Raw genomic sequence first — 11,955 nt, 5'->3', positions numbered from 1 at the left:
GCCGCACACAGCACGGCATAACCCTGAAGCCCGCCCCCACCGGCGGGGCCAACGGCGTACTGTCGCGCGCCGACGACGGCCGCGAGAGCGTGCGAACCGCCGACGGGTACCGAACGAGCTGGACGGACTCTGCGGGGCCCTGGTCTTCGCCCCACCCGGCGACGTCGAAGTCCCGCTCGCCGGCTTCTTCTACGTCTACGACCCCGATGCCCACCCGGCCGGACAGTACTGACGAACAGCGGCGATTCGTCGCCCAAGGGCACCTTGATCATGAACGCCGAGTGCGGAATGTAAGCGTTCGCTACCTTCTGCTACTCGCCACTTGGCCGTAGCTATACGAGAGCCGCATAGTGCCGGGCAGGACCATGATCCTTCTCAGCGCCAACCGTCGTACCGCTGCAAGGCGGTCCCCGCCGACGCCTTCCGCTTCAGCCGCGACACCTCACCAACTACGGCAACATCGCCAGCGCCGTCGTCCTCAACGCCCTGCGTCGCCTCTTCGAGGAACAATCCGCACTCGATGGACACCGCGGCCTGCTCGCCGGCTTCGGCCCCGGCATCACCGACGAAATCGCCCTCGGCACCTGGACGACAGGCCAATGACCCCACGCCCACAACCACACGCCTGGCGGTGCGGCCAGTCGGCGCGCCGCAAACCAGGCCAAGGGCGGCCCCGACCAGCCAGGCAGGGGCCGCCCTTCGGTGCGCCAGGCGGGCTGCCCTCGGTGGCGTCGGGGTCGCGCAGGAGCCGCAGGGGGCCGACGCTGTGGGAGCGGTCATCCGACCTGTTCCCGCGCACCGGCCCACGGCGTCGCCGGGCCCGCGTCAAGCCGGCACGACCGCCCGGGGGGCGCTCGGCACACTCGCGCCGGTCGTGTACTGGCGCCAGTCGGCGGGCGTCTGTCCGACGTCCAGGGTCCGCAGCCTGGCCAGGACCACCGGATCCTGGACGTCCAGCCACGCAACGAGCTGGCGGAATGAGACCAGGCGGACGTCGGGTTTGGTCGCGATCTCGCGCAGGGCCTGCTCGACGGCTTTCATGTAGATGCCGCCGTTCCAGCTCTCGAAGTGGTTGCCGATGAACATCGGGGCCCGGTTGGTGGTGTAGGCGCGCTGGAAGCCGGCCATGTAGGAGGCGTAGGCCTGCTGCTGCCAGTAGGGGCGCTTGGCCGGGTCTCCGTTGATCTTCGCATCCGACTGGTTGGCCATCATGTTGTAGTCCATCGACAGCACCTCGAAACGGTGCCCGGGGAAGGGGATGCCCTGCAGGGGGAAGTCCCACAGGCCCCCGCGCTTGCCCGGCCACACCTGCCGGCCCCCCGGTGAGCTGGCGTCGTACTTCCACCCCAGCGCCCGCGCCGCGGGCAGCAACCGGTCCTGCCCGAGCAGGCACGGGGTGCGGCTGCCGATCAGCTCCCTGCCGTAGTCGAACGGCAGCGCGGGCATGTCGGTGAACCCGGTGTTCGTCTTCCACTGCGTGACGAAGCCCACGGCCTGGTCGATCTCGCTGCGCCACTGGTCCGGGGACCAGGTACCGACCCCGCTGGTGGGGCTGCAGAAGTGGCCGTTGAAGTGCGTGCCGATCTCGTGGCCCTCCAGCCACGCCGGACCGACCTGTCCCAGGGTGGCCCTGATGTGCTCGTCCTTCAGGTAGCCGATGTCGGAGGCCCCGGGTCGGTGGCCGGGCGGAAGGTACAGGTCCTGCTTCCCCTCCGGGAGGGTGTAGATCCCGGACAGGAAGAACGTCATCGTCGCCTTCGTCTCCTGGGCGACCTTTCGGTAGTGGGAGAACAACTGCTTGCTGTCCTCACCCGCCCCGTCCCAGGAGAACACCACGAACTGCGGCGGCCGCTCGCCCGGCTCCAGCTTCGCCGGAACGGGCTGGCGCGGCTGCGGCCCGGTGTCGGAGGTAGAACCGTCACCGATCAACCGGACGGCGGCAGCCGGCGCGGCCACCGGGGCCGGGCCGTTCGACTTCGACAGGGCCGCGTCACCGCGATGCGCCCCCGGCACTGCACTGTGTGAGCCGCAAGCGGTCATCCCCAAGCCGGCCGCTGCCGCGACCGCGCCCTGGGCCAACAAATTCCTGCGCGAAAGCGAACCCATGCGGTGTCCCTCGACCCTTCCGGCTCCGACAGCATCGCTGGACCAGTCCCTGCCCGGAAGCCGCAGGTCTGATGGCCAGTCACCTATGCACTCTAGATCCGCTCGCCCCGGGCCGCGACGCAGCGCAGCTGCGGAGCCGCCAACCGGGAGCATCAGCCATGCTCGACTACAGCGTCACCCTCGACAACGCCGCCTGAACGACGACGACACCCGACCCGGAGGCCAACACCTCGGCCGCAGGATGCGCCCGCCTGCCCGAAACCCCACACGAGCTGGGCCAATTTACGGCGTCGGAGCCCTGCTGCGGCGGGCGCAGGGATATCGCACAGGAGGGTCCACAAGGGCACCGGTGGACCCTCCACAGCGGTCCGGTTCAGTCGGGAAGACTACGTCGGGCACGGTGATACAGGAGCGCCCCGAGGGACAGCAGGCCGAGTGCGGCCGGCACCTCCACCGGGAGTCCGCCGGCGCCCGTGTGGGCCAGTTGCGCGCCCACCGGCTGGAGGGCAGGGGCCGTGGGTGGAGGCGGCGGGGCAGAATGCGTGCCTGGCGCAGGAGGAGTGCCCGTCGGAGGCGGAGTGGGCGTCCGGGGCGGAGGGCTGGGGCGATGGGGCGGCCCCGGGTGGTGACTGCGGCAGTCGTTCCCAGCACTGGGGTTGAGCAGGGCGAGGGCATTGACCGTGTTGCCGCAGGCGTTCACGGGCGCTTGGAGCGGCAGCTGGACCACGTCGCCGGAGGCTGCACCGGGCGAGTGATGGGCCGTGCCCGCGGCGGTAGCCCCGCTGCGGTCGGCGGAGCCCTGATGGGGTGTGGCGCACAGGGTGCCCAGGACTGGGTTCAGCAGTCCCACCGTGTTGAGCGTGCTGCCGCACGGGTTGGCCGCATCCGCGGCCGGAGCCTGGGCCAGTGCGCCGGACAACAAGCCGGGCGCCTGCGCGGAGGCGCCCGACGCGCCCGTGTCCGCGCTGGCAAGCCCCGCGCCGGCCATCAGCAGGCCACCACTGGCTAACGCAGTGGCAATGATCTGTTTGATCAACCTTCCTCCTCTTCCGTGCGATCCGACCGCTCGCAGCCGGACTGCGCCCGGTGCAACGAAGACGCAGGGAGGGAGGGAACGCATCCGATCGTTCAATCACCCGAACCGGTAATACTCTTGACTTCACCTTGACAGCGGCTCGGGGTTGTCAACGGTCCTGCCACGGCCGCTGTCACGGGATGGGGAGCGAAAGCGGCAACAGACGAGCTTGGCCATCGTCGTCTCGTCAACCTAAAACACGGTTGGCCCTGCGTCGGCCCAGTTCTCGTACAGGAGCGGCCAGGTGGTGACTAAAGGTGAACGCCCTGGTCAGAATGCGTTGGATGCGTCGCGGTACACCCCGGATTTACCGCGACAGCCCGGCGAGCCACCATGACGAACGGGAGCGTTCTTTCACAGGTGAGGTGGACGCATTTACCGCGACAGGGGCTGGACGGTCGCCACCTGGCCGTTCCTATACGAGAGACGGACCGTACCGAACCGAAGACGAACCTGGGTGGGTGCGTTGCTTGGCACCCGATCCAGTGCAGGTGCACGCCTCAGCCGACCCCCGGGTGATGCCGCTGACCAGCAGCAAAGTCAGCTAGCGCGAGCGCGCTCCGTGACCTCGACCTGCCCACCTCCGGTGGCTGCACGTAGAGAAATGGTGTACGTTCTGTAGCTGTTGTCTGGACAGCAACAAGTAGGGAGATCCGGCCGCTGCTCTGTGGGGGAGCAGGGGCCGGATCCCTGTGCGCAAGTGTGACGCGGCCGCTCGGATTCGTCACCATGCGGAACCATGGCGGAACGCCCTCTAGAGCTCGCTTCTGAGGTTGGCACTTCGGGGTGAATGGTCTCTGAAAGTCACAGCCCCGGACCCGCTTACTGAGGTTGAAAGTGTGATGGCCGCCGTGTTGATCACCAGGGTTCGATGATCAGTCCGGTCTCGGCGAGGCAGCCGTCGATCAGGTGCGGGCGATACTGGATCTTCTTGAGCTTGCGCTTCATGACCCGGAGCAGGTGGTCCAGGTTGGCGGCGGCGAAGTTTGCCAGGCCGCGCTTGACCAGCGACCAGATGCCCTCCTGCGGGTTGAGGTCCGGCGCGTACGAGGGGAACTGGACGATCTCCAGCCAGTCACGGTGCTCGACGGCGAACTCGGCCAGGCCGTCGGCGAGGTGCACGTTCAGGTTGTCCCAGCACCACACCACCGGTCCGTCCAGCTGCAGGTGGGTGATGACGATGAAGTCGCGGTAGTCCTGCCAGGTGAAGCTCTTCGCCTTGCCCTTGCGGGCGCGGTATACGTGCAGCTTGTAGAAGAACCGCGAGCGGTGGCCGGGCTTGAAGCAGACCACGCCGGCCACGGTCACCCGGCCCCGGCCGCCGACACACACCCGCACCTCGGGGGTGCTCCCGCGGGGAGCCCAGGTCCGGCCCTTCGGCGGCCTCATGCCCTGGCCTGCCTCGTCGGCGAAGCAGATCCAGGCATCACGGGCCGCCGCTGTCCTTTTAACCGCGGCCAGACCTCGGCCTTCCAGACCTCGACCGCGGCGTCGTCGCGCTCCAGCGCCCGGCGCACCGGCACCTGCGCGGACCAGCCGTGACGCCGCAGCAGATGCCACACGCCCTGCACCGTGTAGCCGACGTGGAACCTGCGCGCGATGATGCGGCGGATCCGCCCCAGCGTCCAGCACTGGTCCTCGCTCCAGCCGTGCGCCATCGGGCCCCGCTCCAACTCGCGCACCAAGCGCTCCCACTGCGCAGGGCTCAGCCGCTCCACCGAGTGCGGCCCCTTCGAGCGGAGCGCGTCCGCGCCGCCGTCGCGCCAGGCCTGCCGCCACTTGCGCACCTGCCGCTCGCCGACCCGCAAAGCCGCCGCGACCACCGCCACCGCCTCACCCCGCGCGAACCGATCGGCTGCCTCCAGCCGGATCCGCTCCCGCTCCGCCTGCCCCTTCGGGGTCAGCCCACCACCCTGCGCATACTTCATCCTCGGGTCGTCCCGCATGGATCAAGGAACGTCAACCACCCACGGCCATCACGCTTTCAACCTCAGTAGTACCGGTCATCGGCGCAGTCGGATGTTCGCGGTCAGGGCCGCTGCGGGCGCCGGGCGCGCAGCGGCCGGAAGCCAGCCGGGTCGAGCTTGGATTACTGGCTGTTCTTCTCATCCCTGTGGCGCACGGGCCGGGACTGGAATCAGGGACGGCCCGAGGATCTGGAGGTCTGGGCGGACTGGCGGCTTCGTGGGCAGGACAACGGGCAGCGCGGTGAGGTGCGCTGGAGCGGGGCCGATGGCCGGATGGGCCGAGCGTCGCTGAACGAGCTGGACGACGGGATGCGGCTGTTCACCCGCGCCTGTCGCCGCGCCACGGGCGAGACCGGACCCCGGACGCGTCCGGGGCGATGGAATTGGGGAGGGGTGGTGTCGCCGCGTTCTGACCAGGCGTCGGGTCCGGCGGTGAGCCGTCGGGGTCGGCGTCGTGCAGGACGAAGATCTGTACGTCGCCGGGCGGCAGGGAGGCGAGGAGGTCGCGGCCGGCGGTGCTGGTGTAGCCCTCGTTGGTGATCACGGCCATGTCGTACTTGTCGGCCAGGCGGGCCTGGTCGATGGGGGGCCACAGGCCGGTCTTCTCGATGACCAGGACCTTGTTGTAGGACCACTTCGCGGGGATGTAGTGCTTGACCTCGCGGGTGCCCAGCCGCACGTCCCGCTCCCCGTCGGGGTCGTGGGGGTGGTGCAGGGTTCCGCGCGGTTCGCGGTACAGCCCGGTGATGGGGCCGTGCTCGCGCTCCCAGGCGGGGATGAGCTGCTGCTCGTCGTAGTGCGGCCGGAACGGCGTCCCGGGCCACAGCAGGTTCAGGGCCAGGGGGCGGAGCTTGTAGAAAAGGGTGTGCGAGGAGAACGGCAGGCCCTCGCGGCCCCTCGCCTGGTCGACGGCCTGGGCCGTGATCTGGAACACGATGTCCTTCACCGTCGCTTTCGGCGCCCGGACGGCCTTCTGCTCGCGCTGGGCGGCGCGCCGCTGGACGCGGTCGGCGTTCTCGGTGGAGCGCTTGTCCTTGTGCAGGGTCCGGGTGGCCGAGGTCAGGGCCTGCGCGCACGCCTTCGCGACGTCCTGCGGTATGACCAGGGCGGTCTTGCCCTTGTCGGTGAACTGCGGGACCGGGCAGACCAGGTGCACGATGGCTGCGCGCTGGTGCTGGTTGCTGAAGTTGGGGCAGGCGTCGGCCTGGCCGAGGAAGCCCCGCACTCCGGCGGCGGTGATGTCCTTGCCGGACAGGTAGGTGCTGGCGAGGGGGTCGCCGAAGGTGGCGGAGTAGTTGACGGCGAAGCACACGTCGCCGGGGCGCTGGGTGCGGGCGACAGCGACCTCGATGACCCAGGGGATGCCGGCGCGGTCCAGGATCCGCTTGCGGTCGAACCAGAACTCCTCGACGCCGAACGCCTGGTGGAGGACCTGCTCGTAGTGGGCGCGGTCGACCTGCCCCAGCGAGGCGGGCTGGGGGGCCTTGCTGTGCTGGCGCATCGCGGACAGCAGCACCGCGACCTGCTCCGGGGCGGCCTGGAAGTCCGAGAGGCGGGCGATGCCGGGCACCAGGGCGGTGACGGCCTTGGCCTTGCCCGAGCCGGTCAGACCGGTGAAGGAGTTGACGAACTCGCGCAGCGTCAGGTCCCTCCCGCCCTGCTGGTGGGCGCGGACGTGGGCGAAGACCAGCTTGTTCAGCGCGGCCTGGTCATAGTGGTGCGCGGAGGTCGGATCGGAGGGCAGGGGCTTGCGCCACCGCCCGGGAGCGGTGGGCTTGTAAATTCCGGCCCCTTCACCGCTGCCGGGGTGACCGTGGTCAATGAGGGTGGCATGGGGGTTGACGGCGGCGAAGTTTTGCAGCCACCGCCCCGGAGCTTCTGCTGCGATCAGTCCGGCGGGCAGGGGCACGGTCACCGCTGTGCCCGTGGTGCGGGCGCATGGGGTGGTGGTGTGGCGGATGACCACGTTGCCGCCGGGGTCCAGGGACGCGCCGACCTGGTGGCGGATGCCGTGGGCTTCGATGCTCAGGGGTTCGGTGACACCGAGGGCACAGGGGATGCCCAGGAGGGTCTTGAAGGCGTTGCCCTGCATGCCGCGGGTCGGTGAGCGGTAGGACGCCTTGTCGGAGACGTTGCTGCTGAAGTCCAGGAGCTGCGCGACGACCTCCGGGCTCATGCCGGGTCCGTTGTCGGTGACCGTCACCCGGACCAGGCCGTCGCCGGGTTCGAGGGCGAGGCTGATCTCGGGGCGGGGGGTGGCGGCTTCCGCTGCGTCCAGGGCGTTGTCGAGGAGTTCCTTGACGACGACGTCGCCGAAGCGGTCGGCGGGCCGCCCGGTCTGGGACTGCAGGTTGTGCTTGTCCAGGAACTCGGCGGCCCTGGGCGTGGAGAACGTGGTGCGCTGCTGGGCGGGAGCGGAAGTCAGGTGACTGGTCCTTGCTGATGGGGGTCGGGGGCAGGAGGTGGGGGCGGCACTGCGGGTAGTGCCGCCCCCTGGTCGGTGCAGCCGGCGCCGCCGCATGGCGGGCGGCACGGGCGCGAGCGCGGCCGGAGCCGGTGCAGGGCTCCGGGTCCGGGGCGGCTTTCGACGGGTCAGCTGTCCTGGTCTGGGACGGCCTCGGTTCGCTCCTTGTCGTAGCCGGTGGTGAGGGCGTGCGCGTGCAGCCATGCGCGCAGTTCCGGGAGGGTGATGGTCTGCAGCAGGTCCATCTCGGCTTCGGTGTAGGGGCGGCCGTCGAGGTGGGACCAGGTCATGGGCTGGTGCTGGAAGTCGGTGTCGAAGAGCAGGTCGATGAGGTCCAGGCGGATGTCGGTCTGGGGCAGGGTGTTCTCCTTGGAGTGGGGGGTGTTCAGCGCGAGCGGCGGCGCTCGTCGGTGACCGGCTGGCGGGGCGTCGGGGGTGTGCCGACAGGGTTGGCAGGGGTCGTTGTTCGCCGGGTGGTGGAGCGCGCGCCGGCGGCGCGGGCGCGGTTGACGTCGCGGCCGGCGGCGGTGGCGCGCAGGCGCCAGACGAGGACTTCGGCGGGCCGGTCGGCGGTGCCGAGCTCGCGCTGCCCGGCCAGGTCGGCGAGGGCCTGTCGGGGCGGGGTGCCGGCGGATTCGGCCTGGGCGAGGGCTGTCAGAAGCGCCGGGCACGCGGGGTCGGCGAGGATCTTTTGAGCGTGCTCGGGGATGGCCGCTTCCACGGCGGCGGTGAGCCGTGCCTTCTCCTCCCGACTGGGGGTGCGGTCGGCGAGCTGCGCGAGACGGGGGCGGGCGGACTGCTGGTAGGCGGCCTGGAGGTGGGCCAGGGACTGGCGGGCGGCTGCGGCCTGCTGCTCGTGGCCGCGCTGGGTGTGCCATTCGCTGAGGGCGATCAGGAGGAACACCGCCGAGATCAGTACCCCGGTGATGATGTCGCCGTCCTTGCTGCCGGGCACGGTGAGCAGGGCCCGGCCGGCTTGGCGCAGGGCGTCGGCGGTGCGGTGTTCGGCGCGGATCGCGGAGCGGTTCGCGCGGTTGAACGCGGCAGCCGCAGCACGCAGCTCCGCGCGGAGCTGGCGCGGTGCCGCCGCAGCGGTGTTGTGCAGCAGTTCGGCGAACGCCGCCGCCTGCGCCTGCACCTGGGCGTCCGCCTCCTCTCCCGCCGTTCCCTCGGTGGCCGTCAGGACGAAGGCGTAGGCGCTTCGCAGTTCGGCCTCGGCATGGCGCCAGGAGCCGCCCGCGTCAGCGGAACGGTCCCCCTGGACGGCGACGGCGGCTTGCTCGTGGCCCTGTGCGGGGGTGAAGCGTTCGCGCAGCCGGTTCAGCGACAGGTCCGGTGCCAGAGCGGAGCCGCCGTAGAAGATCGGCTTGCCCTCGCGGTCGGTGTCGCCGGGGGCGGCGAGGCTGTAGCCGGTGACCTCCCCGCTGACGGGGCCAAGGCGTGGCCGGACCCGGACGCCGAGAGCCGTCAGGACAGCGAAGAACTCCTGCTCGTCCCTCGCCGCGGCTGCGGCGGCGTAGGCGTGCTCGCGCAGCCACACCCGGGCTGTGTTCCTGCGGCCCTGGCGTTCGGCTTTGGCGACCTCGGCGCCGCTCGGGGTCTTCGGTGCGGTGCCGTCGCCGGACTTCAGGCGGCGCAGTCCGAGTTCGGCTTCGATCTTGCGGCACTCGGCCTGGGCGCGGCGGCCGTCGCCCTTGTTGCGGGGCCGGCGGCCGTCCTCGCGGACGCTGGTGGCCATGATGTGGATGTGGTCCTCGGCGTGACGCACCGCGATCCACCGGCAGGCGGCGTCGTCGCCTGCCTCGGCGATGCCGGTGGCGTGCACGACGCGGCGGGCGACCTCGGCCCACTCGGCGTCGGTGAGGTAGCGGTCGCCCGGCGCGGTGCGGACCGGGCAGTGCCACACATGCTGCGGCACCTTCTTCCCCAGCCGCTGCTCGCGCAGCTTGACGGGCTGGTCGAGGTAGTCGGCCAACTCGGACAGGGCGGCCTGGTGCTGGTCCAGGGGGACACGGCCGGGGTCGGTGATGCCGGGCATGGCGAACGCGGCGACGATGTGCGGGTCGGTGTGCTCGTTGCGGCGGCCGGGACCGAAGAGGTAGGAGAGCAGGCCGCGGCTGCGGTCTCCGGTGGAGACGTCAGGCACCACGGCGACCACCCCCGGCCAGGACCTGGTCCAGCAGGAGGCGGGCGCGCTGGGCGACCTGGTGCAGCTCGTCGAGGTCCTCCAGCGCGCGGTCGGGCAGCTCGCCCTTGTGGACGGCGTAGACGAGCTGGTTGAGGTTGTTCCCGATCCGGCCGAACTCCCTGATCAGCCTGCCGAACAGGACCATCAGGTCCTGGGTGGCCTGCGGCGAGGGCAGGGCGGCTATGCCGTCGGGGCGCTGGTTGGGCAGGTAGGCGTGGGCGAAGGTGAGGGCGCAGTCCATCAGGTAGGCGGACCGGGAGCGCTTCGCGCGCAGGGCTGCGAGGTCGATGAAGTCGCGCTCCGCCGGTTCGGCCGAGCACGTCAGCTGCAGTTCACGCTTGGTCCCGGAGCGCGGGCGGTAGAGCACGTCGCTCAGGTGCCGGCGGCGCTCGGCACCGGGCTTGTTGTCGTCGTGGACGGGGGCGGGGATGTCGTTGGCGGCGACGCCGTGGTGCACGAACGCGTCAGCGGTCACGGTCGGCGCGTGGCGCACGACGGCATCGGCGGCTGGGGCGCTCGGCTCGACGGGCGGTTGCTGGTCCTGGTGGAGGCCGCGTTCGGCCTCCACCCCCGCCTCGGTCCCGGCCCCGTGGGCCGGGCCGGTGTCCGCCCCCGCCGGGGCGGACACGAGCGCGAAGACCGCATCGCCCCCGGCGATGTGGACTTCGCCCCAGCTCGCTCCGTCGTTCGGGTAGGACGCCTCAGCATCACTGCTGACCAGGGTAGTTGAGGTGGTGTCGTGGGCGGTCGGGTGCTGTTCGGGACGGTCGTGCATGGGCGGCTCCGAGGTTCGGCAGGCAGGCGGACGGTGTGTCCGGCTGCGGTCCCCGCTCTATCGCGGGGCGGCAGGTGGTTGGTCCGGTGGCGCGAGGGGTTCGCGCGGGTGGGGCAGGGGTGGTTCGGAAGTCGTCCCGGACCACCCCCGCGGGTGGGTCAGTCGGAGTCGGCGGCCAGGCCCGTGCGGGGACGGGCTTCAACGTCAGGGCGTAGTCGGGCCAGGACCTCGGTCAGCCGCTCGGCACCGACCGAAAGTCCTCGTTCGGTGATCGCGGCGCGCGCCGAGCTGCGACTCAGGTCGTCCAGATCGGGGTGTGCGTCGCGCACGGTGTGGACCAATTCCTCGATCGAGGCGGCCGGGGGACGCCCGGTGCGACCCGCGCGGGCAGGCCGACCGGAAGTCCCGGCACTGGCCTGACCGGCATCAACACCCGCCCAGTCGAACAGCTGGTCCGGCACGGCATCGCTCTCCGGATCGGTATCGGGAAGCGGTTCCGGGGCCGTCTCGACGACGGCAGTGGGGACGATGCTGGGGGCTTCGGACGCCGCCAGCGGCATCGGCGCGAGGACCGGTTCGACGGCGGGGACGGACTGGGTCGCACCCTCCGCAGGGTGACCGGAAGTCGGGACCGACTCCAGGGCCGCCTCCACACCAGCGGCGGGGACGGCCTCGGGCACCTCAGGCACCGATGCCGGCCAGCACACCGGTGCGGGGACTGGATCAGCTGCGGGGACGGGCTGAGTCGAGTGGTCGGCAGGCTGTCCGGAAGTCGGGGGACGGGTGCCGCCGTGGCGGGTGATCAGGATGTGCAGGTGGGTTGCTCCGGCCAGGGCAAGGGGGGCCAGGGTCGACAGGAACCCGACGGTGGCGTCGCCCAGGCGCAGTTCGGTCCCGGTGGTGGGGAGCTGGTTCAGCCGGATCGCGTGCAGGGCGTTGGCCCAGATGCTGGCCAGGGTCGCGGTCGCGAACAGCGCCCAGACGTAGAGCCGGGCCCGCAGCGGCGCGTCGCGCAGGACCAGCAGGGCGCGCACGCCGTAGGCGATGAAGCCGTCGATGACGACGGGAAACAGGTAGGTCAGGGCGGGGCGGACGTGGATGGCGAAGGCCATCTGCCGCAGCGCGTCGTACGACAGGACGCAGCCGGCCGCGCCGAGCATCAGGACCGCCAGGCGGTCCCAGAACGTGGCCCGATGGCCGGCGGACCTTGAGGCGGCGGTTGGGGAGGAGGGTACGGCGGGGGTGGGCAAGGGTGCTCCAGAAGGGCTCGATGGTGTGGCGGGGGGGGTCAGCGCGGGCAGGCCGGGTCGCGAGCGCGGCGAGCGCTCGGGGGTGGGGGGGGGCCGGTTTCACCCCCGGGGGTGGGGGGGGGCGGGGGGG

Annotated in this window: 8 protein-coding genes and 1 pseudogene; 1 reads left to right on the top strand and 8 read right to left on the bottom strand. The window is 71.2% G+C overall.

The window, feature by feature from the left end; genetic code table 11:
• Positions 1-406: 406 nt before the first annotated feature.
• A pseudogene (locus tag TR46_RS39855) lies at positions 407-603 on the top strand (3-oxoacyl-[acyl-carrier-protein] synthase III C-terminal domain-containing protein); the annotation flags it as partial.
• Positions 604-825: 222 nt separating this feature from the next.
• Here TR46_RS39855 and TR46_RS24395 read toward each other — a convergent pair.
• The 8 genes from TR46_RS24395 to TR46_RS41340 form a co-directional block, all read right to left on the bottom strand.
• A complete protein-coding gene (locus TR46_RS24395; protein ID WP_042404889.1) occupies positions 826-2,106 on the bottom strand; it encodes a polysaccharide deacetylase family protein in 1,281 nt (426 codons plus the stop codon).
• A gap of 373 nt (positions 2,107-2,479) precedes the next feature.
• Positions 2,480-3,094 (bottom strand): chaplin, encoded by a 615-nt coding sequence (locus TR46_RS45255; protein ID WP_236655483.1) that lies wholly within the window; start codon positions 3,092-3,094, stop codon positions 2,480-2,482.
• Positions 3,095-4,039: 945 nt separating this feature from the next.
• Positions 4,040-5,109 (bottom strand): IS630 family transposase gene (locus tag TR46_RS45585; RefSeq protein WP_439654387.1). Its coding sequence is split into 2 segments (ribosomal slippage): positions 4,040-4,645 and positions 4,648-5,109, totalling 1,068 coding nucleotides; the frame shifts between segments, so codons are not numbered across the junction.
• Positions 5,110-5,467: 358 nt separating this feature from the next.
• The gene (locus TR46_RS24380) at positions 5,468-7,681 is read right to left on the bottom strand and encodes an ATP-binding protein (RefSeq protein WP_052433069.1); all 2,214 of its coding nucleotides are present in this window, start codon (positions 7,679-7,681) and stop codon (positions 5,468-5,470) included.
• A 59-nt stretch (positions 7,682-7,740) separates the two neighbouring features.
• Positions 7,741-7,902 carry a hypothetical protein gene (locus TR46_RS42525; RefSeq protein WP_161790186.1) on the bottom strand — a complete coding sequence of 54 codons (162 nt, stop codon included), beginning with the start codon at positions 7,900-7,902 and terminating at the stop codon, positions 7,741-7,743.
• A gap of 95 nt (positions 7,903-7,997) precedes the next feature.
• Complete coding sequence (locus TR46_RS24375) at positions 7,998-9,761, bottom strand: relaxase/mobilization nuclease domain-containing protein (protein WP_042404962.1); 1,764 nt, start codon at positions 9,759-9,761, stop codon at positions 7,998-8,000.
• Complete coding sequence (locus TR46_RS24370) at positions 9,751-10,575, bottom strand: MobC domain-containing protein (RefSeq protein WP_042404887.1); 825 nt, start codon at positions 10,573-10,575, stop codon at positions 9,751-9,753. Before TR46_RS24370 ends, TR46_RS24375 begins: the two co-directional genes overlap by 11 nt.
• Positions 10,576-10,733: 158 nt before the next feature.
• Positions 10,734-11,735 carry a DUF2637 domain-containing protein gene (locus TR46_RS41340; RefSeq protein WP_152626657.1) on the bottom strand — a complete coding sequence of 334 codons (1,002 nt, stop codon included), beginning with the start codon at positions 11,733-11,735 and terminating at the stop codon, positions 10,734-10,736.
• Positions 11,736-11,955: the final 220 nt, after the last annotated feature.

It is taken from the genome of Streptacidiphilus carbonis (genome assembly GCF_000787775.1).
Lineage (GTDB): Bacteria > Actinomycetota > Actinomycetes > Streptomycetales > Streptomycetaceae > Streptacidiphilus > Streptacidiphilus carbonis.
This window is presented reverse-complemented; position numbering and strand designations above follow the sequence as displayed.